The sequence below is a fragment of the Pseudomonas sp. BN102 genome (genome assembly GCF_029871245.1).
In the GTDB taxonomy this organism is placed as follows: domain Bacteria; phylum Pseudomonadota; class Gammaproteobacteria; order Pseudomonadales; family Pseudomonadaceae; genus Metapseudomonas.
In genome coordinates, this window is sequence record NZ_SSON01000025.1 from 20,504 (window position 1) to 42,649 (window position 22,146).

Below are 22,146 nucleotides of genomic sequence, written 5' to 3' on the forward strand. Positions count from 1 at the left end.
GGTTCAGGGTTTGGCCACGTGCCAAACCTGATTCACTCCATCGCCGGTCGTATCTCCGGGCTTGGAATCCTTGACCCAGGTGTACAGCGGCTTGCCTTGATAGGCCCATTGCCGACTTCCATCTTTGCGAGTAATGACCGTGTAGCCATCACCCGGCACCGCATTGGCAGGGGCCATGTGTGGCGGCCAGTTTTGGGCGCATTGGCCTATGCAGGCGGATTTGCCTTCGGTGTCTTTGGCAAATGTGTAGAGGGTCATCCCTTGGCTATCGACCAGGGTCTTGCCCAAGGCGGTGTCGACTGTTTTTGCCGGGGCTGCGGCCATGGCTACGGAGGACAGGCCGTAGAAGGTCAGCGCGGCAGCAGGTAGCAGTATGTTCTTCGGCATAGGGGCTCTCGTGTCGTGTAAACGATCAGGAAATTCGCTGTTCGGGTTTCTGTGCTTGGGGCAATGGCAGATCGCATCCACCAAGCAAGAGACGACCAACGAACCTGTTTATTCCTGGGCGTAGGATTTTTTCTTGAGCAACACTTGCCAGCAACGCATTTGGCAGCATGGCCTGTTCGCTGCGCTCTGCCCAACCTGCGGTGGAAGCCTGCCCTGACACGTTAATGGGGGGCAGCTTCGCTGCCCTTGGCGAATGAATTCGCCCCCACAATGGTTTGGCTGGGAGCTCAGGTGTAGAGCCAACGCTCCAGCTCCTCCAGGTTGGCCGCCACTATCTGTTGCGCCACGGCCTTGGCCTGCACCTTGTTCGGGTCGATCTGGTAGCGCTGCAGCACGTACTGCACCAGGGCGCCGCGAGTGTCCAGCAGCAGCTGGCCGTCCTGCATGCCGAAGTCGACTTCGATCAGTGTCTTCTGTGCCGGCTTGAGGCGCGGATCGGGCTCGATGATCACTTGTACCTGGGTGTTCCAGCCTTCGTCCTGGTCGCGACCATTGTCCGACGCGTCCAGCAGCTCGGGCTCGCCGCGCAGGCGGCTGAGGACGAAGTCGCGGTAGGCGCGGTTCTTCTCGCAGTAGGCGCGCACATGCCAGCGCATGCCGGTGTAGACCAGGGTATGCGGGGCGATCAGGCGGATTTCCGGAGTCGGGTTGGCCAGGGAGACGTACTCGGTCTCCAGTCGCAGGCCTTCGCGGCAGGCCTTGAGCAGCGGTCGCAGCACCTCGGGGCGCACCGAGCGGTCCGGTACCTTGAGCACCTCGGTATGGGCGTAGGCCAGGGCCAGGCCTTCGATATGCGGCGCGCGCTCATGGTTCTGGTTGAGCAGGTGGAGGTAGGCGTCGGCGCTGTCGTCGATGAACAGCGGGCGAAACTGTTTGCTCGGGACGTAGCCCTTCAGGTGCTTGTCATAGGTCAGGTTTTTGGGCGCATGGTCGCCGATGTAGGTGTTGATGTCCTTGGACGCCTGCTGCCGGCTGATGCCGAAGCTCTGCATCAGGTGGTTGGTGGTCAGGCGCCCTTCCCACCACACCACCGTCTCGATCAGGCGGTAGCGCAGGGCCAGGTCCCAGCGCACATGTTCGATCGATTGCTTGCGTTTCATGGTCTGCCCCCGTCCGTGCCCAATGCTTGCCTGTACACATCCACAATCTGGATCTGTCGGCTTACGCTACATATGTGGGCGCCATCGGGCAAGACTGCCCTGCGGGTTGCATAGCGATTGAAATCGCTCCATAGAGGAGCGGATCGGAGCCAGGGCAGGGTATTGGGCGTGCACGTGCTTGTAGGGGCGAATTCATTCGCCAAGGGCTGCGCAGCAGCCCCTGAAGCGCTCCGGGGGCGAGCCTTCGGCCCGCTTGGCGAATGAATTCGCCCCTACGAAAAAGCGCTGCGCGAATTCGTCCTGGAGAGCCGCTCAGTGCGCGCGGGCGCCGCGGACTTCGCGGGCGGTACAGCCAAATTGCTGGCGGAAGGCACGAGTGAACTGGGCCTGGTCGCTGAAGCCCCAGCGGAAAGCCAGTTCACCGATGGACAGGTGGCATTGCGGGTCGCGCAGCTGACGGTGCACCGCTTCGAGGCGCTGCTGGCGTACCCATTCGCCGAGGGTGTAGGGCGTGCTGGCGAACAGCTTGTGCAGGTAGCGCAGCGAAAGGCCGCAGGCGCTGGCGATGGATTGCGGCGAAAGATCCGGGTCGCCGAGGTTCTGCGCGACGAAGCGCTCGACTCGCGACAGGTGCAGGGTGCTGAGGTTGCTCCCTTCGCTGCCGAGCACCCTTTCGTCCTGTTGCAGCGCCAGCAGCAGCGTCGACATGGCCTGCTCCAGCAGGAGGTGGCGGGCCGCTGTCGGGCAGTCATCGAAGTGCCGCGCGCAGAGGTCGAGCTGCTCGACGAAGACGCGTCCCAGGCCCCGGGTGGCATCGAAGCAATAGCGGGTATAGCGTTCGGGGCCGCGCAAGTGGCCCTTGAGTGCGCGTTCCGGCAGTTTGAGTACCCAGAGGTCGTTGTCGGCGCCGTAGTGGAAGCGGTAGGGCGCGTCGCCCCGCTCGACGATGAAACCGCCGGGGCTGCAGCTCAGTTCGCGGCCGTCCTGCTCGAAGTGCACGTCGGCGCGACGCGGTACGGTGACCAGGTAGAAGGCATCGTGGTCCTGGCCGATCTGCGCCTTGCTGCGCGAATAGCCCAGCTCGCTGGAGCGCAGGCGCGAGAGGCTGAGCGGGGTGCTGGGCGTGCTCCAGCGTTGCAGGTGGCCATCGAAAGGCTTGTCGGCGGCGAACTCCAGGCTCAAGGCGAAGTAGGTATCGCTGATGGCCTCGACCCAGCGCGCTTGCCGTTCGGGCAGCGACCAGCCGTGGGTCGATAGTTCTGTGGGCATGGTTCGACCTTTTTCAAAGAGGGCAGCATTGAAAAAAGGAACTGCAAGCAAGCTACTCAAGCAGCTCTTGTTATTGTCAGGCAGCCCGGCAGTCGAGGACTGCCGGGCTGGGAACAGCCAGATGATCGGTGTGACGGCGGCCGACATCAAGCGCCGCACGTCACCCGGTAGGTAGCGGAGGGCTCCAGGGTGGCCTGCCAGCCCGGGGGCACCACGATATTGGTGGTGTCTTCCTCGATCACGCAGGGACCTTGCACCGTCTGGCCGGGCAGCAGGCGGTTGCCGTTGAACACGGCAGTGGACTGCCATTCACCCTCGGCGCTGAACAGCATGGGCCGCAGGCTGTCCGGCACTGGCGATGGCGGATTGGCCGGGCCTTGCAATTCGCGGTGCGGCGGGCGCGGCAGTTGGCCGATCACCGAGCACTCCAGGTTGACCAGCTCCACCGGGCTGCTGCGCTCGCTGTAGGAGTAGAGGGTCTGGTGGCGCGCGTGGAAGGCCTCGCAGAGCGTGGCCAGGCCGACTTCGTCGAGCTGGTGGGCTTCCAGCTCCACGCTGCATTCGTGGATCTGCCCGAGGTAGCGCATCTCCAGGGTGTAATGGCAGCTGCTGGCCTCGTCGCCGAAGCCGTCGTCGCGCAGGTTGACCAGGCCCTGCCGGCGCAGGTCGGCCAGCGCCCGGTTGAGCCGGTCCAGGTCGACATGCCCGGCATCCAGGCGCATGGGCAGTGTGGTCAGCTGATCGTAGCGCACGTCCGAGAGGATCTGGCCGAAGGCGCACAGGCCCGATGCGACCTTGGGAATCAGCACGGTGTGGATGCCGATCTCCTCGGCCAGGCGCACCACGTGCATGCCGGCCGCACCGCCGGCGCCGATCAGGGCGAAGTCGCGCGGGTCGTGACCGCGCTCGATGGACACGCGGCGGATGCCGTTGACCATGTTCAGGTTGACCAGGGTGGTGATGCCGAAGGCCGCACGTTCGACGCTGATGCCCAGCGGGTCGGCGATCTTCTGCCGTATGGCATCCAGCGCCGCCTGGCGGTTGAGGCGGATGCTGCCGCCGAGCAGCGCGCCGTCGGGCAAATAGCCCAGGGCCAGGTTGGCGTCGGTCACGGTCGGTTCGCTACCGCCCTTGCCGTAGCACACCGGCCCCGGCTTGGCACCGGCGCTACGCGGGCCGACCTGGAGCATGCCGAACTCGTCGAGGTGGGCGATGGAGCCGCCCCCGGCGCCGAGGGTTTCCACCTGGATCATCGGCACGCCGATGCGCTGGCGGAGGAAGTCCACGTCCTTGCTGAAGTTGGTGCGGCCGGCGTTGGTCAGGGTGATGTCGAAGGACGTGCCGCCCATGTCCACGGTAATGACGTTATCGATGCCGAAGGGGCGCGCCACCGAGAGTCCGGCCTGTGGCGCAGAGGCCGGGCCGGAGTTGATGGCGTTGACCGCGCGGTCGCGCATCACATTGCCCGGTGCCAGCCCGCCATTGGACTGGAAATAGCGCACCGGCTGCTGGGCGCCGAGTTCCTCGAACAGGGCATCGATGCGCTCCACGTAGCGCGCCATCACCGGGCTCAGGTAGGCGTTGACCACGGTGGTGGAGGTGCGGGTGTATTCGCGGATCTGCGGGAAGACCTCGACGCCGGTGCAGACGAACACGCCCGGCAGCGCGGAGCGCACCAGTTCGGCGGCGCGTTTCTCGTGGCTGGGGTTGCGCACCGACCAGACGAAGGAGATGGCGACCGCCTCCACGCCCTCGGCGCGGAAGTACTCGATGGCGTCGCGCACGGCGCGCTCGTCCAGCGGGCTGTGCTCGCGGCCGTCACCGAGGATGCGGCCGCCGATGGGGCGGCGCAGATGGCGCGGCACCAGCATATGCGCCGGCGGGTAATGGGCGTCGTAGCGATGGCCTTCCTCCTTGTGGCCAAGGCGGATTTCCAGGCTGTCTTCGTGGCCGGCGGTGCAGAGCAGGCCGACCTTGACCCCGGTGCGCTCGATCAGCGCGTTGAGGGCGACGGTGGTGCCATTGATGCACAGGTCGCAGTTGGCGATCACGTCGGCCGGCGTGCGGCCGGTGGCGTCGGCGATTTGCGCGAGGCCCGCGCGGATGGCCAGGGTGCCGTCCTGCGGGGTGGAGGGGGCCTTGAACAGCTGCACGCTGCCGTCGCGGTCGGCCAGGATGAAGTCGGTGAAGGTGCCGCCGGCGTCGATGCCCAGGCGATATTGGTTGCGCATGTCGGATCTCCGGTCAGAACTGGCCGCGGGCGGCGCGGGTGGCGGTTTCGTCGAGGTGGCCGTCGGCGTCGAGGATCACGCCGTACTCCAGGGCCGCGCCCTGGGGCGAGACCAGGCCGTTGCGCACGTCCTGCAGGACGGCTGCCACCGGGCGGCGCCGCGGGTCGCCGTAGCCGCCACCACCGGGGTTGATGTTGATGATCCGCTCACCCGGCTGAATGGTGAGCATGGGGTTCTGGACGTAGTGGACTTCCTCGCCATCGGCCATTCGATGGGTCAGGCGGCCGAGCTTGGGCTCCGCCAGGGCATTGCGCGCCCCGGCGGCGCCGGCGGTCGGCAGCTGGCGGCCTTCGCCGAAGCCGACCACGGTCATGGCATGTTCCAGCGGCTCGATCTCCAGGCGGGTTCCGGAGCCGCCGCGGAATTCACCGGCGCCGCCGCTGTCGGCCATCAGGCTGTAGCGGTGGATCAGCACCGGATAGGCGTGTTCCAGCAGCTCGATGTCGCCGCTCATCAGCGCGCCGAAGCAGCACAGCGGGCCGCAGGCGTGCCAGCCGTCCATCACCTTGTTGGCGCCGGCCCCGGCGATGATCGAGGCCAGCACCATGGTGACGTACTCGCTGTTCTCGTTGCGCGGGTCGTGGCCGGCGATGTTGATGCCACTGGCGTGGCCCCAGGAGGCGGTGACGCGCTGCGGCGAGGCCTGCTCCAGGGCCAGGCGCACGGCATCGGCCAGGGTTTCCATGGGCGTGGTGGTGCAGTTGACGTGGGGCGCCGGTTCTTCGGCGTTGCACAGGGTGCCCCTGGGCCCGACGTCGACGGTCACGCAACGGTAGAGGCCTTCGTTATAGGGCGGGGCGACCTGGGCGAACATCATCAGGCCGAGGTACACGCCGGATACCGAGTTGCCCTCGTAGGAGTTGATGAAGTAGGGCACCTGGGGCGGGCTTTCGATGCGGATATGCGCCTCGTCGCCACGGATTTCCACATGGGCGGTGATGGCCAGCTCGCCCAGGCCGTGGCCGGAGTCCTCGAGCACGGCGGTGCCGCTGTAGTGGCCGTCCGGCACATCGCGTAGCAGCGCGCGCATGTGTCGGTCGGCCATGCTCTTCAACTCGGCGATGCAGGCGCGCACCTGTTCCACGCCGTACTTGTCCAGTAGTTCCAGCAGGTGGCGCTCGCCGACCTTGCAGGCGCCGAACTGGGCGTTGAGGTCACCTTCCTGGTAGGGGCGGGCGCGCATGTTGGTGAGCAACAGGTTGATCACGTCCTCACGGCGCTTGCCCTTCTCCCAGAGCTTTACCGGCGGGATGCGCAAGCCCTCGGCGTAGATCTCCTTGGCGTCGGGGTTGTAGCCGGCCGGCACCGGGCCGCCGATATCGGTGAGGTGGCCCTTGCAGACGGTCCAGAACACCAGTTCGCCCTTGTGGAACACCGGTTTGTACATGCAGCAGTCGAGGATGTGACTGCCCTTGTAGGCGGGGTCGTTGTGATAGATCACGTCGCCTTCGGCGATGTCGTCGCCGAAGAATTCGGCCACGCATTTCATGGCGGGGATCAGCGAACCCAGGTGGATCGGAATGTCCTGGCCTTGCAGAATCATTTCCGGAAGGTGGTCGAACAGGGAGTTGGAATAGTCATGGGCCAGGTTGAACACACTGGAGCGGCCGGTCTTTTCAAGGGTCAGGGTCATTTCGCGTTGCGCTGTTTCCAGCGCGCCTCGAACGACCGCCAGGGTGATCGGATCAACTGTTTTCATAGGGCACCAACGTTTCTTCTTGTGCTTCGGGTGAGGGCCGCCGGCGGCGGTCCGTGGTGGAAAGGCTACGGCCGGGGCGGGGTGGCTGGCTTGTCACTGGGTGTACCCCTTGTTGCGTCTGGGCGCACTCGATCGGGGATGGGGCGAACCTGCGGTCCGCTTGGCGATTGAAATCGCCCCTACAGGGAAAAGCGGCGCCGAGCCCGGAGTGAGCCCCTTGTAGGGGCGAATTCATTCGCGAAGGGCAGCACCGCTGCCCCCGCCTGCCTCAGAAGTAGTACCCGACATTGCTGTACAGCTGGTTCTCCCACTGGTCCGTACCGCCCGCGCCCAGGCTCTGGGTGTAGCTGCTGCCGCCGATGTACGGGTCGTTCCTGCCGTGCAGCCATTCCAGGGCGATCCACAGCGGGCCGAGGGTGAAGGAGGTGCCGGCGATGAAGCGCTGGGAGTCCTGGAAGTCCCGTTCGTCCTTGTCGAACAGGCTGTAGTTCGCATACAGCTTGATGCCAGACAGCCAACCGTACTGTCGCGGCACGCTGTAGCTCACGTCCGCCACGTAGAGGTTGCCCTTGGCGGCGACGTTGAAGGTGCCGTCGAAACTGCCGAAGCTCACCAGGCGATCGTCACCGGGGTTCTCCGGGCTCATGCGCTGGCGCGCGGCCTGGACCTGGAAGCCCCAGGGTCCATGCTGCGCAGTGGCGTGCAGGGCGGCGGCGTGGCGATGGCCGTCGCGGTCGGTGTCCTGGTTCTCCAGGGTGGAAGTCAGCAAGGATGCGCCCAGCTCGCCACTCCAGCCGTCGGCCTGGTAAGTCCGCGCCACGCGGCCGACGAGGATGTCGCGCTCGTGGTTGTCGCTGCCGTCCACCACGTAGTTGTCGGCAGTGGCGACACTGGTGCCGTAGGTTCGCCCGCCCCGGCTGGTGCCGCGGCCCTGTTCGGCGGGAATCGGGTAGTACGCGGCCCGCAGGTCCCAGTCGCCGTGCCTGGCCAGGTACTTGAAACCGATGTCCTGGGTGTCTTCCAGACCGATCACGCTGCCCAGGGTCTCGAAGAAGGTGCTGCCGAAGCACGGCAGCAGGCCGAAGGGAATGGCTGTCTGGCCTATCTGCAATTGCTGTTCGGGGGTGAAGCGGTAGCCGATCCAGGCGTACTCGGCGAAGGCGATGTCGCCCACCTTGTCGGTGTATTCGAAGGGGTAGGCATCGCCGTAGAAGCGGTACTTGGCGGCGGCGATCCAGCTGTCCGAGTGGTAGTCGGCGGTTAGGAAGAAGGTATCGAAGCTGAACTTGGAAATGTCCCGGTCGGGGTCGTAGTCCAGACGCCCGCGAATGGCGCCGCCGAGGTCGAGGTCGTCGGTGATCTCCACGGCGGCGGCGGGCTGGGCCAGGCCGATGGCGAGCAAGAGTGCAAAAAACGAGGTAAGCCGAGTGTGTTGCAGGAACATGGTCCGCTCCGGATTTGTTCTTGTGGTTGCGGGGGGAGGGGCCGCCCGGCCGGGCGGCCGGGTATCAGCTCGGGTCGCCCTGGGGCTGGGCGCGGCGTAGCAGCAGGGGCGCCGCCAGGTAACCGAGGAATGCCGTGATGAAGGCGGCCGGCGCCGAGGCGGTGGCCAGGGCTGCGTCACCCGACAGGTGCAGGCCGATGCCCACCGCCGCCGACAGAGCCCAGGCCAGCAGGCCGCGGGCGCGCAGGGCGGGCAGCTTGTCGAGCCGGTAGCGGTCGGTGCGGGTGCCGAGCAGGTGGGCCAGGGCGATGGCGACCCAGCCGACGATGAACAGGCTCTGATAGGCCAGCGCCTGGAGGATGTAGCTGAACACGTCGAACAGCATCAGCAGGTAGACCAGCGCGCCGGTCAGCAGCGCCCAGGCCGCGTAGGGCACCCGGGACAGGCCAAGCAGGGTGCAGAACGCCTGCAGGTTGGTGGCGGCGAGGAAGAAGTTGCCGGTGTTGATGCGGGTCTGGCTGATCCAGACGAAGAGCAGGCCGGCCAGGCCCATCAGCTTGATGATCGCCAGTACCACCGAGACCTCGGAGAGACCGCCCTCGGTGGGGATGGTGGCGGCCAGGAAGATGCCCACCAGGCCGTTGAGCAGGAAGGCCACGACGTAAAAGGGCATGCCGAAGTTGAAGCGGGCGTGGTAACGGCTGTCTTCCTGGCGGCCGAAGCGGGCGTAGTCCCAGGTGTACATCATCAGCACCCAGACCCCCATGAAGTAGGTGAAGCAGTTCCACCAGCCGTTCGGCACCGGCCCGCTTTCAGGCGCCATGGCCAGCCAGGCGGAGGAATAGCCGTACTCGCCGATGGCCATCGCCACCGCCGCCACCAGGCCGAGCAGGTAGAAGGGGAGCAGAACGCCGTTGAGCTTGTCGAGCCAGCGCATGGCATTGCCGAAGATCAGCAGCACGCTGTAGGCCACCACCACGAGGAATGCGACGTGCAGCTCGAAGCCCGGCAGGTAGTGATGCAACGCCACCGCCATCACCGAGCCCTCGAAGACGCTGTAGTAGATTGCCGTGGCGCTGAAGATCAGCGTGGCCAGGGCCGCGCCCGTCCTGCCGAACAGTACCTGGGAGAACTGCGCCACCGAGAGCCCGCTGGCGATGGCGTGACGGGCGATGACGGCGTTGATGGCGCCGTAGCTGAGCACCGACAGCACCAGGCCGACGATGGCGTTCAGGGTGCCGTAGCCCATGGCCAGGGCGGCGGCCACCACCAGGTAGAACATCGCGCTGCAGATGCCCCACCAGGCCATGGTCAGGGAGCCGCGGCCGAGCCGCTGCGAGTCCGGTACCGGTTGCTCAGGGGATGATTGTTTGTTGGAAAGTGCACCAGCCATGACCTTGACCCTTCTTGTTGTTGGAGTGAGAGGCTCCAAGACGGTAAGGAAAACCGGCCGGTCTGGATTTGCGTTTGGCGTATGAGTTTTTGCGGTTGGGTGTATTGGAGGGGCGGGCCGTGGCTTTGCATCGCAGGTGATTTCGCGTTTGCAACGCGCGGTTGGGTCCATCGGGACAGCCCTGCGGGCTGCTTCGCAATTGAAATCGCTCCCACAAGAAAAAGCGGAGCCGAAGCTGGGGCGATCCTACAGGAAGATCACGGCGTCGCGGTCAGCGGGCCGGGCTGCCCATCCCTCCGGCGCGCATGATCTCGGCGATGATCGGCACCGGGGTCATCAGGTGGGTGCGCATCATCTCGCTGGCCCGCGCCGCATCGCGGGCGAGGATGGCCTCCACCAGCGCCGCGTGTTCCTGGCGTTTGAGTTCGAGGGCTTCCTCGGAGAACACCGTCTGGGTCAGCCAGAGATGGCGGTAGCGCTCGGCCTGATCGAAGAGGTAAGTGCGCGCCTGCAGCAGGTGCTTGGACCCGCAGCCGGCGGCGATGGCGGTGTGGAAGGCCTTGTGGCGTTCGTCCCAGACATCCAGGCGCTGCTCGCGGGTCTTCACCTCCATCACCTTGGCCAAGGTGTGGGACTGGGCCAGCACCGAGGCTTCCCAGGCATCGTCGCCGCGCTCGATGGCCAGGCCGACGATCATCGCCTCCAGGTTGGCGCGGGCGTCGTAGATGTCCTTCATCTCTTCCAGGGACATGGGCGCCACGCGATAGCCCTTCTGGCTGATGGCCACCACCAGCTTTTCCGCGACCAGTTGCGACAGGGCCTCGCGCAGCGGCCCCACACCCAGGTCGTAGCGTTCCTTCAGGGCGCTCATCAGCAGCTTTTCCCCGGGCTTGAACACGCCACGGATGATGTCCTGCTTGAGCCACTCATACCCGCTGAAAGCCGAGTTCTGACGAGGGGCGAGTGCTTCCAAAGTGCTGTTCCTCAAAGGGTTTCACGGATCATACCGAAACGTCTGATGGACGAAAAACAATAGACAAACGAATGTTTTATTTTTGTTTTTCAAAAATGTAGACATTTTGCGATTGTGGCGATATTTTTTGATCACCCGCCTGGTCCAGGCGCTGCTCACCACCTCTTTGCCAGGAAACCGCCATGAACGCCTTTACGAAGATCGAGGACCTTGTAATGCCGATGCCGCTGGAGACCCGGGGGTTCACCGTCGCACCCTCCGAACAGTCGCCGCGCCTGCTCGAACTGACGTTCGCCCGCGAAACGGTCCAGGCTTTCGTCGAGGCGGTGGGTGAATGGCCGGTGCAGGCGCTGGAGTACAAGTCCTTCCTGCGCTTCCGCCTGGGCCAGATTCTCGACGAACTGTGCGAAGGCAGCCTGCGCCCTGTACTGCTGAACACCATCCTCAGCCGTGCCACCGGCGGCATGCTGATCAAGCCCATCGGTCTGGATGACGTGAGCCAGGCCGAAGACATGGTGAAGTTCACCACCGCCTGCGCCCACCTGATCGGTCGTTCCAACTACGACGCCATGAGCGGCCAGTTCTATGCCCGCTTCGTGGTGGTCAACACCGACAACTCCGACAGCTACCTGCGCCAGCCGCACCGTGTCATGGAGCTGCACAACGACGGCACCTTCGTGAACCAGATCACCGACTACGTGCTGATGCTGAAAATCGACGAGAAGAACATGGAAGGCGGCAACTCCCTGATCCTGCACCTGGACGACTGGGAGCAGTGCGACGAGTTCTTCCGCCACCCGCTGGCCCGTCGCGACATGCGCTGGACGGCGCCGCCGAGCAAGAAGGTCAGCGAGGACGTGTTCCACCCGGTGTTCGATACCGACGCCGAAGGCCGCCCGACCATGCGCTACATCGACCAGTTCGTGCAGCCGGAGAACTTCGAGGAAGGCATTTGGCTGAACGCCCTGTCCGAATCCCTGGAAGGCAGCGCGCAGAAACTGTCGGTACCGGTGCCGGTAGGCAGCTTCCTGCTGATCAACAACCTGTTCTGGTTGCACGGCCGCGACCGCTTCATTCCCCACGAGGGCCTGCGTCGCGAACTGATGCGCCAGCGCGGCTACATCAGCTACGAGAAACCCCGCTACCTGCGTGGTCAATAATCAATGGATCACGATGGAGGGCTGCCCCGGGCGGCCCTTCGTCGCGCCCGATGCAAATGTTCGACCGTAGGTTGGCGCCGAGCGCAGCGAGGCCCAACGCCATGAAGGTTGCTGCGCGAACGCGCGAGGTAATGGCTGTGTACGATTTCATCATCATCGGCGGCGGTATCGTGGGTATGTCCACGGCCATGCAGCTGATGCAGGTTTACCCGGATGCCAAGGTTCTCCTCCTGGAGAAGGAATCCGGCCCGGCCCGGCACCAGACCGGACACAACAGCGGCGTGATCCACGCCGGCGTCTACTACACGCCCGGCAGCCTCAAGGCGCGCTTCTGCCTGGAAGGCAACAAGGCCACCAAGGCCTTCTGCAACAAGCACGGCATCCGCTATGACGAGTGCGGCAAGCTGCTGGTGGCCACCAACGAGCTGGAAATGGAGCGCATGAAGGCGCTCTGGGAGCGCACCGCCGCCAACGGCCTGGAGCGCCATTGGCTGTCCGCTGCCGAGCTGCGCGAGCGTGAGCCGAACATCGCCGGCATGGGCGGCATCTTCGTGCCCTCCAGCGGCATCGTCAGCTATGCCGAAGTCACCGCCGCCATGGGCCGCGAGTTCCAGGCCGCCGGTGGCGAGATCCGCTTCAGCGCCGAAGTCACCGGCCTCGACGAGCGCGCCGACGAAGTGGTGGTACGCACCCGCACCGACGAGTTCCGCAGCCGCTATCTCATCACCTGTTCGGGCCTGATGGCTGACCGCGTGGTGCGCATGCTGGGCATCGAGCCGAACTTCATCATCTGCCCGTTCCGTGGCGAGTACTACTTGCTGCCCAAGCAGCACAACCAGATCGTCAACCACCTGATCTACCCGATTCCGGACCCGTCCATGCCCTTCCTCGGCGTGCACCTGACGCGGATGATCGACGGCACCGTCACCGTCGGCCCCAACGCTGTGCTGGCAATGAAGCGCGAAGGTTATCGCAAGTCCGACATCTCCGTTTCCGATCTGTTCGAGACCCTGACGTCCCCCGGCATCCTCAAGGTGCTGGCGAAGAACTTGCGCCCGGGCCTGATCGAGATGAAGAACTCGCTGTTCAAGGGCGGCTACCTCAAGGAAGTGCAGAAGTACTGCCCGAGCATCACCAAGACCGACCTCACCGAATACCCGGCCGGCGTGCGCGCCCAGGCGGTTTCTCGCGAAGGCAAGCTCATCGACGACTTCCTCTTCGTCAACACCCCGCGCAGCGTGAATGTGTGCAATGCGCCGTCGCCGGCCGCCACCTCGGCCATCCCCATCGGCGCCCATATCGTCGACAAGGTCCGCGAACAGATGGCCGCATCCGGCACCAGTTTTCTGAAGCCAGCCACCCATAACAACCAGCGGGCCGCCGGCTGAGCCGTCGTCACCGCCAAGACCCCAGAGGATGACAAGCGTGCAACTCAACGATTCCACCCTGTTCCGCCAGCAGGCCTACATCGATGGCGCCTGGGTCGATGCCGACAGCGGCCAGACCCTCAAGGTGAACAACCCGGCCACCGGCGAAATCATCGGCAGCGTGCCGAAGATGGGCGCAGCCGAAACCCGCCGTGCCATCGAGGCCGCCGAACGGGCGCTGCCTGCCTGGCGGGCGCTGACCGCCAAGGATCGTGCCAACCGGCTGCGCCGCTGGTTCGAGCTGATGATGCGGAACCAGGAAGACCTGGCCCGCCTGATGACCCTGGAGCAGGGCAAGCCGCTGGTGGAGTCCCGTGGCGAGATCGCCTACGCGGCCTCCTTCCTCGAGTGGTTCGGCGAGGAGGCCAAGCGCGTCTACGGCGACATGATCCCCGGCCACCAGCCGGACAAGCGCCTGATGGTGATCAAGCAGCCCATCGGCGTCACCGCCGCCATCACCCCGTGGAACTTCCCCTCGGCGATGATCACCCGCAAGGCCGGCCCGGCGCTCGCCGCCGGCTGCACCATGGTACTCAAGCCCGCCTCGCAGACCCCGTATTCCGCCCTGGCCCTGGCGGAACTGGCCGAGCGCGCCGGCATCCCGAAAGGCGTGCTCAGCGTGGTCACCGGCAGCGCCGGCGAAGTCGGCGGCGAGCTGACCAGCAACCCGATCGTGCGCAAGCTGACCTTCACCGGCTCCACCGAGATCGGCCGCCAACTGATGGCCGAGTGCGCCAAGGACATCAAGAAGGTGTCCCTGGAGCTGGGCGGCAACGCGCCCTTCATCGTCTTCGACGACGCGGACCTGGACGCCGCCGTGGAAGGCGCGCTGGTTTCCAAGTACCGCAACAATGGCCAGACCTGCGTCTGCGCCAACCGCCTCTACGTGCAGGACGGCGTGTACGACGCTTTCGTCGACAAGCTGAAGGCCGCCGTGGCCCGCCTGAAGATCGGCAACGGCCTGGAAGCCGGCATCACCACCGGCCCGCTGATCGACGCCAAGGCCGTGGCCAAGGTGCAGGAGCACATCGAGGACGCCGTATCCAAGGGCGCCCGTGTCGTTGCCGGCGGCAAGCCGCACAGCCTGGGCGGCACCTTCTTCGAGCCGACCATCCTGGTCGATGTCCCATCGAGCGCTGCCGTAGCCAAGGAAGAAACCTTCGGCCCGCTGGCTCCGCTGTTCCGCTTCAAGGATGAAGACGAAGTGATCGCCTTCTCCAACGACACCGAATACGGCCTGGCCGCCTACTTCTACGCCCGCGACCTGGGCCGCGTGTTCCGCGTCGGCGAGGCCCTGGAGTACGGCATCGTCGGCATCAACACCGGGATCATCTCCAACGAAGTGGCGCCCTTCGGCGGCGTCAAGGCATCGGGCCTGGGCCGCGAAGGCTCCAAGTACGGCATCGATGACTACCTGGAAATCAAATACCTCTGCATCGGCGTGTAAACACGGCGGACCAACAACCTTTCCTCCTCGGGAAGTCGCCGCTGTGGCGGCTTCTCGAGTGGGCGATCGCAATACTGGAGTAAGTATGAACACCAACCAGAGCCTGCAACAACGGCGCATGGCCGCCATTCCCCGTGGTGTCGGCCAGATCCACCAGGTCTTCGCCGAGCGCGCCGAGAACGCCACCGTGTGGGACGTCGAAGGCCGTGAGTACCTGGATTTCGCCGGTGGCATCGCCGTGCTGAACACCGGCCACCTGCACCCGAAGGTGATGGCCGCCGTGCAGGAGCAGCTGGCCAAGCTGACCCATACCTGCTTCCACGTGTTCGGTTACGAGCCCTACGTGACCCTGGCCGAGAAGATCAACCAGCTGGTACCGGGCAGCTTCGAGAAGAAGACCCTGCTGGTCACCACCGGTGCAGAGGCTGTGGAAAACGCCATCAAAATCGCCCGCGCCGCCACCGGCCGTAACGGCGTGATCGCCTTCACCGGTGCCTACCACGGCCGCACCCAGTACACCCTGAGCCTGACCGGCAAGGTGGTGCCGTACTCCGCTGGCATGGGCCTGATGCCGGGCGGTGTGTACCGCGCCCAGTACCCGAACGCCATCCACGGCGTTTCGGTGGATGAGTCCCTGGCCAGCATCGAGCGCATCTTCAAGAACGACGCCGCCCCCAGCGACATCGCCGCGATCATCCTCGAGCCGGTCCAGGGCGAGGGCGGCTTCAATGTCGCGCCGAAGGATTTCATGGCCCGCCTGCGCGCCCTCTGCGACCAGCACGGCATCCTGCTGATCGCTGACGAAGTGCAGACCGGCGCCGGCCGTACCGGCACGTTCTTCGCCATGGAGCAAATGGGCGTCGCTGCCGACCTCACCACCTTCGCGAAGTCCATCGCGGGTGGCTTCCCGCTGGCGGGCGTTTCCGGCCGTGCTGAAGTCATGGACGCCGTGGCCCCGGGTGGTCTGGGCGGCACCTACGCTGGCAGCCCCATCTCCTGCGCCGCCGCCCTGGCGGTGATCGAGGTCTTCGAGAGCGAGAAGCTGCTGGATCGTGCCAAGTCCGTGGGTGAAATCCTCACCGCCGGCTTGCGCAAGATCGGCGAGCGTCACAACAGCCTGGTAGACGTGCGCAACCTCGGCGCCATGGTCGCCGTGGAACTGTTCGAGGGCGGCGACCTGAACAAGCCGGCCGCCGAACTCACCGGCAAGATCGTTGCCAAGGCGCGCGAGAAGGGCCTGATCCTGCTGTCCTGTGGCACCTACTACAACGTCCTGCGCATCCTGGTACCGCTGACCGTCAGCGATGCCGACCTGGAGCGCGGCCTCTCCATCATCGGCGAGTGCTTCGACGAGCTTTCGTAAGTTCAAGCGCGTCACCCCTGGTCCCTGGTTCACCCGCACCAGCGGCCCTGGTCGCGTGGCGCGCACGGCCACCACTTGCAGACCGCCTGGGTGGGAGTGAGAGTGACCAGGGAGAATAGGCGGAAGAGGTGAAGAGCGTGATTCGCAGCCCGAATGCCAAGGCGCTCCTGCTGGCGCTGATCGTTGCCCTGGTGGTCTTCCTGGCCGCCCAGGCATTTTCCGAACGCCTGTTTCTCCTGTTTCTACCGCTGGTCTTCATCGGCGGCGCCTGGTGGAAATGGCCCAACCGGCGCGACTGATGGGCGCGGAGTAATCCCGGCACTTTTATTCGGCTCATTGCGTGAGCCGATTGGGCGGGCTATTCGGCTCACCAGACAGTGTCGGCATGACCGGGGCTCAGCGGCTGGCGGCGAGCAGGGCGCGTTGGCGGTTGGCGGGGGCGCTGGTAGGGAACAGCGCTTCGGTTGGGCGAAATCGCGCCAGGGCGCAGGCCGCTGCGATGCGTTGCCGCTGCTGCCCACTGGTCAGCACCTCCAGGCAGCGTCGTTCGCTCAGCTCCGCGCCGAGGAGGTATGCAGCTCCCGCCTTAAAGTCCGTCTGGTTCGCTTGCCACCAGGCCTGCACCAACTGTGGATCGGGCCAGGGCAGGTCCTGGTCCGGGTCCATGGCCACATTGGGGTCGCTGGGGTCGTCCGTGGGGCCGGCGTCGTAGTCGGGGATGGCGACCAACTCGAGGTCCAACAGGGCCAGGTCGGCGCCGGTGATCAGGCTGAACGCCTCGCCGGCCACTCGTGCGTGGGGCAGGTCGCCCATCTGCTGGATCAGCCAGGGAATGCTCACCGGGTCGCCGAGCACCCCGGCGCCCTGGATCACCAGGCGGCGCTGCCCGGCAGCCTGCGCATGGCCGCGCAGCCAGGCCATGGACGCGTCGCGCTTCTGCCAGCAGAGCAGCACGTTGAGTGCACGGCCCCGGTGCTCGCCCGGTTGCTCGGCGAATTGCCGGAGGGGTTCCAATGCTTCCTCATCGCCCATCTGCGCGGTCGCCCAGTTGGCCCAGAAGCGCAGGTTGTCGTCGGCATGCAGGCGATGCGCACGAATCGCCGGCATCAGGTCGCGCCGCCGCAGCTCGCCGGCGGTACGCGCCGTCCGTGCCAGCACGCCCTTGTCAGCATGGGAAAGCCCGGCGATCAGGGCGGGACCCGGATCGCGCCGGTGCATGCCACAGGCGGCCAGGCCAAGGCGATGGAACAGCGGTTCGGGTGAGCCGAGCAGCTTGTCGATCCGGGGCGCCACCTGTGGCCAATCGAGCCAGCCCAGGGCGGCGGCCATGAAGCGCTCGGCATGTGGCTGCCCGCGTACATGCTCGGCCAGCCTGGCCAGCGCCGCGCTCGCGTTCATCTCGAAGGCCAGCACCGTCGCGGCGAACACTTCGCCTTCGGCATGCGCGTGCAACTGCCTGAACAGCGCCTCGAGCCCGGCCTCATTCGCTATCCGTAGACCATCAAGGTTGCCTCGCAGGCGCAGATCCAGTCTCAGCAAACTGTCGAGGGAGTGATGAGGTTCTGCGGTTGCCAAGTTGCGTAATGTGAAGAGAAAACTGGCCTCTTCAGCGTGTTGTTCCAGGATGGTGGGAATGACTGAGTTCATGTTGGCAAAAACTTATAGATCAATTTGCCAGCGCTCCCAGACACCGGCGGAATAACGGAACAGATAGTCCTCGCCGGTGCCGAATATGCAATTTCCTTGTCGTGAAAGTTCGTAGGCGGCCCAGTCTTTGATAGGTTTGATGTGGACATCATCAGGGGTGATGGTGCAACTGATAAGGCCTTTCTCTCCGAGAGCGCAATAAAGAACACCATCGAGATAGGCCAGGCCGTAAACAATGGCGTCATCGTTGAGATCTATCTCTCGCCATTTCCCGTCCTCAACGCAGAAAATCAATCCTTTCTCCGCGCCGATATAAAATACCCCCTCGGGGCTGGCGCACACCGACATCAGGCATGCATTGGTGGGGGGGAGCAGGTCCTGCCAATGCGGCCCTATATATTCGAACGCAGTGCCTGTATTTCCAACGGCAAGAGTTCTTTTTGTATGTGACGCACAGTGGATTGCATTGATGGACTCTTGCTGCGGCGTGTTGAAGGTTCTTACTTTTCCATGCTCCAGCAACCCCAGAAGGCCATTGTCTCCTCCCAGGAAAACCTTGTTGACGTCGGCGACATGAAGAGTATTGAGAGCAGTATCGTTAGGAAAGTCTATAGATATCCATTTTCTTTTTGAGAGGTGGAGGATTTCACCGTCCACTGAGACGGCGTAGACACCGCGTCGTGTGTCACCATCTATTGCACACAACCAGGTTTCCTCTTCGAAGCTATCATCCTGGTCATCGTTCGCCCAGTCGCGCACTTCCACGATTACGGACCATATCGCCTCCGGGTCATGGTCACCGGGAGAGAGATTGGCCAAATAATAGAATTTATCTGGCGTGTCACTTGCAATACCGATGATGGTCGTTGATTGGCTCTGAGTGTCGTTCATTGTGAGATCTCATGCGGAACGTCGGGTCGGTCGAGTACGTGTCGGTTTCCAAGCCTTCCTGCTACCGGGTGCACGAATCTGCTGCTTGGCTATTTGTCGGCCGCACATTTTCCTGAACGATGCATCCACCTTCTTGAGGATACATTCGGCTTCGGGCTCGCTGAGTCCAGGCTTAGGCTTGGCAGTAAGTTGATTCTTCGCATCCTGGCGTGCCTCGGCATAGGTCGGATTGCTGTTACGTGCCCTGTAGCGTTTTCCATCGGCCTTCTGCATTTTCGAAACGCGACCATGCTCCGTCTTGGTGTTGGTCCCATCCAACAATGGGATGCAGGGAGCGTCATCTTCAGTGTAGTTCTTGCAGATACCGGGAACCGTCGTGCCACGAGGGCTTTGAAAGTGAGAGTTCTGTATGACGTGGTGAGACTGTTTTCCCTTGTATACGCCGGTGGACTTACTCTTCTGATCACCATAACGCTCCACCGGATATCGTTTGAGTACCTCGGTGCAATTGACTTTCCGTCCGGGGGAAACACTGCTCGTATGAATCATGGAGGGGTGTTTCCTGGGATTTTTCCCGCATGATTGTGCGTGGTCAGGTCCATGTGACGCACGACGTTCTCTCCTTCGACTTTTACGTTCATCGACCAGCTAATGAAGTAGGCCTTGCCTTTTATTTTGCTGGTGATGACTCCCTTCTTTGGCGCATTTCCGGCTTCGTCACCCATGCTGGTTTTAAAGAATGACTTGTCCTTCAGCATGATTTCCTTTCGGGAGATCTTCACACTCTTCGAGCCACTGGACGTGTCTGAGGCCATGGCGGTATTGGGATAGGGGACTGGAACGCCAGGAGGGGTCGCGGGCGTCAAGGGAGGGGTGAAACAAACATCGGGGAATGCCGCGATGGATCGGCCATCAGAGGCTTTGCAGGAAATCTCGCGGCCATTGGCGTAGACGGTATTGCTCATGACGCGGCCCTCACGGTTTGAAAGCTCAGAACGATGGCTGTGCGTTCTCCTCCATCGTTCCCGGTGTGTAGAAGAAAGCTGGGCATCGGTGTGGGCATAAGCACGTGCCCATTGAGTGCCAGTACCAATAACGAACAACCGATGGCGGCTCCAATCTCGCCGATGCAGTCAGCTGGGCTGCACATTTCCTGCGGCCCAGCGCCGAGACGAAGTACCCGGGAAAGCGCCAGCGCCGCTTCGCGAAAGTAGTACTGCTCGCCGGAGATATCGGTCAGCCGATAATCCATCTTCTCCAGCCCGCAGCGGGCTTCGGCCAGGGCGGCGCGGACGGCCTGGGTCAGGCCGTCGGCACGCAGGGGGAGGTCTTCGGCTTCCACGGTGGCCTTTTCCATGCCGAAGCCGAGGCCGATGCAGGCCAGTTGCGGTTCCTCGCTGACCACCGGCGCGCCGATCACCACGCCGGCGGCGCCTTCTCCGGGGATGAAGCCGTTGGAGTTCTGGCTGGTGAGCAGGCGTTCGCGTCCTTCGTAGGCGGCCAGGGTCGGACCGGTGAGGAAGGAGTCGACGCCGGCGATCAGCACATGGCGATGGCCCTGTCCGTATATCAATTTCCGCGCATTGAGCAGGGCGACCGCGCCGCTGACCCGGCCACGCGGAATGACATTGGAGCTGTCGTGAAAGCGCAGGCCCAGCTCCCGCTCGATGTCGTGCAGCAGGCCGATGTCCAGCCCCTCGAGCCGGCCGGGGCGCTCGGCTTCGGCCAGGCCCAGCAGCAGGGGCGTCTTCCCCGGATCGCAGCCCGGTACGCTGTGCAGGGCTTCGGCGATGGCGCGGGCGGCCATCCTGACCAGTTTGCTGCGGCCCCGCCAGGGTTGTTCTAGGGGCACCGTGGCCGCGATCTGCCATTCGCCGCCCCGGTCGAGGAAGCGGGTTTCCTGGAAGTTGTCGAGGGCGCAGCGGATGGCGGCGCAACTCGACGGCGCGTCGAGCCCGACGGCGCTGACCATGCCGGAGCCGAGGATGCAGACGGCGGACATCATTCGCTTGCCTCCGGTTCGCGCCTGGACTTCACCAGCGCCGACAGGGACGGGTAGTAGTCCTTGCCCAGCGCGCGGGCGCGCCACCAGGCGGTTGACATGGTGCCCACCAGCACCTGGGAAATCTCGAACAGGTTGCGCCTGAGCGGGCGGCTGGTGCGCCAGGTGACTTCCACCGTTCGGTTGTCGGTGTCGATAACCAGGGTGTCGATCAGCGCCTGCACTGTTTCGTGGCCACCTTTCTTCAGGAAGAAAGTCACCGGCACCTGCAGGGTCGGCACCTTGAAGCCGGCGCGTTCCTGCGGGGTGAGGTTGAGCAGCAGCACGTCTTCGCCGCCCTTGAGAGGCTCGGTCTGCTGGTCGGCGGGGGCGGCCTGGAAGTAGCGGTTGTCGAAGTCCGCGGGCAGGAAGGGGAAGCAGTCGGCCAGCCAGGCCTCGTCGTAGGTGCCGGCGAAGCCGGCGCGTTGCGGCCAGCTGCGGCCGATGGGGCCGAGGGCCATGGGGCGGTAGTCGCCGCTGGGGCTTTCGACCGGCTGGCTCAGTTCTTCGGTGGCGGGCAACGGCATGCCGACGATGTCGGCGGCGGCGATGGCGCGCGGGTACCAGCCGCATCCGGCGGGGTTATCCAGGTAGCAGTGGCGCATCTCCACTTCGTTTTCCATGGGGTGGTTGCCGCCGAAGGCCTGGGCGTAGGAAATCTCCTGTTCGGTGAAGGGCTGCGGAGCGCTGGCGCCCAGGCCGAGCAGCGCATGCTGCCACTGGCGCGGGCCGACCACCGCGAAGGCCTTGCTCACCCGGCCGACGCGGATGCCGGCGGTGATGCGCGTGGCCGGCCGTCCGCCGGGGGCGTGGGCCTTGCCCAGCACGAGCACGTCGCAGCAGGGTTTGACCGGGGCGAAGTCCATTTCCTGGCGCGGGGCCGAGAGGCCGGGTTCGCCGTAAAAGGTGTCGGCCATCAGCAAGGGGCGCTGCTGTTCGGCGAGCTGCGCCTCGCTGCCGTCCAGCGGCAGGTCGAAGGTTCCCTTGGCGACCACCACCAGGGATTCGCGCCCGTCCGGGGCGAGTCCCTGGGTGTAGGCGGCGACGAGGGCTGTGGCGTTGAGCAATTCCATCTGCGCCTGGCCTCAGTTGATTTGCACCGAACCACCCTTGATGCGGTTGGCGCCGGACGATCGGCTCGACAGGTAGGCGCCACGGATCAGCACCTTGCCTTCGCGGGTCAGGGTGATGCTGGCCTTGCCGCAACGCAGCACGATCTCGCGTTCGGCGGTGAGCTCCAGGCGCTCGCCATCCAGGTGCGCGACGGCTGGCGGAGCGGTTTCCGGCAGGCGCTGGATGCGGCCGATCACCAGCGGGCGGGCCGGGTTGCCGGCTTCGAACATCAGGGCGACCTGGGCGCCGATGTCCTCGCGGCCGAGGGCGGTGGTGGTGCGCGCAGCCATGCCGGTTTCGCCGGGGCAACCGGGGAAAGCCACCACCGGGGCGTCCATCTTCGGCACGTCGAGCAGCACGCCGATCACGACGCCATCCAGGCGTACCGGGATGGAGGCGGCGGGGAGGTGGTATTCGACGGTCATGGCGCTCGCTCCTTGG

Annotated in this window: 19 protein-coding genes and 1 pseudogene; 5 read left to right on the top strand and 15 right to left on the bottom strand. The window is 64.7% G+C overall.

All coding sequences use genetic code 11. The annotated features are described in order from the left end of the window. Positions 1–3 precede the first annotated feature (3 nt). The 8 genes from E8F12_RS03235 to csiR all read right to left on the bottom strand — a co-directional run bounded on the left by E8F12_RS03235 (position 4) and on the right by csiR (position 10,616). On the bottom strand, positions 4–387 hold the full coding sequence (locus tag E8F12_RS03235; protein WP_280323860.1) for a hypothetical protein: 384 nt from the start codon (positions 385–387) through the stop codon (positions 4–6). Positions 388–674: 287 nt separating this feature from the next. Continuing rightward, on the bottom strand, positions 675–1,547 hold the full coding sequence (locus tag E8F12_RS03240; RefSeq protein WP_280323861.1) for a WYL domain-containing protein: 873 nt from the start codon (positions 1,545–1,547) through the stop codon (positions 675–677). 312 nt (positions 1,548–1,859) lie between these two features. Beyond that, positions 1,860–2,816: a helix-turn-helix domain-containing protein gene (locus tag E8F12_RS03245; protein ID WP_280323862.1), complete on the bottom strand. Its 957-nt coding sequence runs from the start codon at positions 2,814–2,816 to the stop codon at positions 1,860–1,862. 146 nt (positions 2,817–2,962) lie between these two features. Then, positions 2,963–5,047, bottom strand: a complete 2,085-nt coding sequence (locus tag E8F12_RS03250; protein ID WP_280323863.1) for a hydantoinase/oxoprolinase family protein — start codon at positions 5,045–5,047, stop codon at positions 2,963–2,965. 13 nt (positions 5,048–5,060) lie between these two features. Then, entirely contained in the window at positions 5,061–6,806 is a 1,746-nt protein-coding gene (locus E8F12_RS03255; protein WP_280323864.1) for a hydantoinase B/oxoprolinase family protein, read from the bottom strand. Between the two features lie 268 nt (positions 6,807–7,074). Then, positions 7,075–8,250, bottom strand: coding sequence for a hypothetical protein (locus E8F12_RS03260; RefSeq protein WP_280323865.1), 1,176 nt, complete (start codon positions 8,248–8,250; stop codon positions 7,075–7,077). Between the two features lie 64 nt (positions 8,251–8,314). After that, on the bottom strand, positions 8,315–9,643 hold the full coding sequence (locus E8F12_RS03265; protein ID WP_280323866.1) for an allantoin permease: 1,329 nt from the start codon (positions 9,641–9,643) through the stop codon (positions 8,315–8,317). A 271-nt stretch (positions 9,644–9,914) separates the two neighbouring features. Further along, the gene (gene csiR, locus E8F12_RS03270) at positions 9,915–10,616 is read right to left on the bottom strand and encodes a DNA-binding transcriptional regulator CsiR (RefSeq protein WP_280323867.1); all 702 of its coding nucleotides are present in this window, start codon (positions 10,614–10,616) and stop codon (positions 9,915–9,917) included. 182 nt (positions 10,617–10,798) lie between these two features. On the opposite strand from csiR, the gene glaH reads away from it, so the two are divergent. From glaH to E8F12_RS03295, 5 genes are all read left to right on the top strand, one after another. Continuing rightward, entirely contained in the window at positions 10,799–11,776 is a 978-nt protein-coding gene (glaH, locus tag E8F12_RS03275) for a glutarate dioxygenase GlaH (RefSeq protein WP_280323868.1), read from the top strand. A gap of 137 nt (positions 11,777–11,913) precedes the next feature. Next, positions 11,914–13,164 (top strand): L-2-hydroxyglutarate oxidase, encoded by a 1,251-nt coding sequence (gene lhgO / locus E8F12_RS03280; RefSeq protein WP_280323903.1) that lies wholly within the window; start codon positions 11,914–11,916, stop codon positions 13,162–13,164. A gap of 37 nt (positions 13,165–13,201) precedes the next feature. Then, a complete protein-coding gene (gabD, locus tag E8F12_RS03285) occupies positions 13,202–14,650 on the top strand; it encodes an NADP-dependent succinate-semialdehyde dehydrogenase (RefSeq protein WP_280323869.1) in 1,449 nt (482 codons plus the stop codon). Positions 14,651–14,735: 85 nt separating this feature from the next. Beyond that, positions 14,736–16,013 carry a 4-aminobutyrate--2-oxoglutarate transaminase gene (gene gabT, locus E8F12_RS03290; RefSeq protein ID WP_280323871.1) on the top strand — a complete coding sequence of 426 codons (1,278 nt, stop codon included), beginning with the start codon at positions 14,736–14,738 and terminating at the stop codon, positions 16,011–16,013. 137 nt (positions 16,014–16,150) lie between these two features. Further along, the gene (locus E8F12_RS03295; protein WP_280323873.1) at positions 16,151–16,312 is read left to right on the top strand and encodes a hypothetical protein; all 162 of its coding nucleotides are present in this window, start codon (positions 16,151–16,153) and stop codon (positions 16,310–16,312) included. Between the two features lie 97 nt (positions 16,313–16,409). On the opposite strand, the gene E8F12_RS03300 is transcribed toward E8F12_RS03295, so the two are convergent. The 7 genes and pseudogenes from E8F12_RS03300 to E8F12_RS03330 form a co-directional block, all read right to left on the bottom strand. Continuing rightward, positions 16,410–17,660 (bottom strand): TIGR02270 family protein, encoded by a 1,251-nt coding sequence (locus tag E8F12_RS03300; RefSeq protein WP_280323874.1) that lies wholly within the window; start codon positions 17,658–17,660, stop codon positions 16,410–16,412. A gap of 12 nt (positions 17,661–17,672) precedes the next feature. Continuing rightward, entirely contained in the window at positions 17,673–18,551 is an 879-nt protein-coding gene (locus tag E8F12_RS03305; protein WP_280323875.1) for a hypothetical protein, read from the bottom strand. Positions 18,552–18,560: 9 nt separating this feature from the next. After that, positions 18,561–19,100 carry a hypothetical protein gene (locus E8F12_RS03310; protein ID WP_280323876.1) on the bottom strand — a complete coding sequence of 180 codons (540 nt, stop codon included), beginning with the start codon at positions 19,098–19,100 and terminating at the stop codon, positions 18,561–18,563. A 2-nt stretch (positions 19,101–19,102) separates the two neighbouring features. Beyond that, positions 19,103–19,516 (bottom strand): annotated as a pseudogene (locus E8F12_RS03315) (DUF4150 domain-containing protein); the annotation flags it as partial. Continuing rightward, on the bottom strand, positions 19,513–20,553 hold the full coding sequence (locus E8F12_RS03320; RefSeq protein ID WP_280323904.1) for a hypothetical protein: 1,041 nt from the start codon (positions 20,551–20,553) through the stop codon (positions 19,513–19,515). The pseudogene E8F12_RS03315 and the gene E8F12_RS03320, both read right to left, overlap by 4 nt. Next, positions 20,553–21,665: a DUF2169 domain-containing protein gene (locus E8F12_RS03325; RefSeq protein ID WP_280323877.1), complete on the bottom strand. Its 1,113-nt coding sequence runs from the start codon at positions 21,663–21,665 to the stop codon at positions 20,553–20,555. Before E8F12_RS03325 ends, E8F12_RS03320 begins: the two co-directional genes overlap by 1 nt. Before the next feature lie 12 nt (positions 21,666–21,677). Further along, positions 21,678–22,130, bottom strand: coding sequence for a DUF6484 domain-containing protein (locus E8F12_RS03330; protein WP_280323878.1), 453 nt, complete (start codon positions 22,128–22,130; stop codon positions 21,678–21,680). Positions 22,131–22,146: the final 16 nt, after the last annotated feature.

What these genes read in the sequence shown, in the direction of transcription:
- E8F12_RS03235 (WP_280323860.1), bottom strand. Translation starts at nt 387, where the DNA reads ATGCCGAAGAACATACTGCTACCTGCTGCCGCGCTGACCTTCTACGGC.
- E8F12_RS03240 (WP_280323861.1), bottom strand. Translation starts at nt 1,547, where the DNA reads ATGAAACGCAAGCAATCGATCGAACATGTGCGCTGGGACCTGGCCCTG.
- E8F12_RS03245 (WP_280323862.1), bottom strand. Translation starts at nt 2,816, where the DNA reads ATGCCCACAGAACTATCGACCCACGGCTGGTCGCTGCCCGAACGGCAA.
- E8F12_RS03250 (WP_280323863.1), bottom strand. Translation starts at nt 5,047, where the DNA reads ATGCGCAACCAATATCGCCTGGGCATCGACGCCGGCGGCACCTTCACC.
- E8F12_RS03255 (WP_280323864.1), bottom strand. Translation starts at nt 6,806, where the DNA reads ATGAAAACAGTTGATCCGATCACCCTGGCGGTCGTTCGAGGCGCGCTG.
- E8F12_RS03260 (WP_280323865.1), bottom strand. Translation starts at nt 8,250, where the DNA reads ATGTTCCTGCAACACACTCGGCTTACCTCGTTTTTTGCACTCTTGCTC.
- E8F12_RS03265 (WP_280323866.1), bottom strand. Translation starts at nt 9,643, where the DNA reads ATGGCTGGTGCACTTTCCAACAAACAATCATCCCCTGAGCAACCGGTA.
- glaH (WP_280323868.1), top strand. Translation starts at nt 10,799, where the DNA reads ATGAACGCCTTTACGAAGATCGAGGACCTTGTAATGCCGATGCCGCTG.
- gabT (WP_280323871.1), top strand. Translation starts at nt 14,736, where the DNA reads ATGAACACCAACCAGAGCCTGCAACAACGGCGCATGGCCGCCATTCCC.
- E8F12_RS03300 (WP_280323874.1), bottom strand. Translation starts at nt 17,660, where the DNA reads ATGAACTCAGTCATTCCCACCATCCTGGAACAACACGCTGAAGAGGCC.
- E8F12_RS03305 (WP_280323875.1), bottom strand. Translation starts at nt 18,551, where the DNA reads ATGAACGACACTCAGAGCCAATCAACGACCATCATCGGTATTGCAAGT.
- E8F12_RS03310 (WP_280323876.1), bottom strand. Translation starts at nt 19,100, where the DNA reads ATGATTCATACGAGCAGTGTTTCCCCCGGACGGAAAGTCAATTGCACC.
- E8F12_RS03320 (WP_280323904.1), bottom strand. Translation starts at nt 20,553, where the DNA reads ATGTCCGCCGTCTGCATCCTCGGCTCCGGCATGGTCAGCGCCGTCGGG.
- E8F12_RS03325 (WP_280323877.1), bottom strand. Translation starts at nt 21,665, where the DNA reads ATGGAATTGCTCAACGCCACAGCCCTCGTCGCCGCCTACACCCAGGGA.
- E8F12_RS03330 (WP_280323878.1), bottom strand. Translation starts at nt 22,130, where the DNA reads ATGACCGTCGAATACCACCTCCCCGCCGCCTCCATCCCGGTACGCCTG.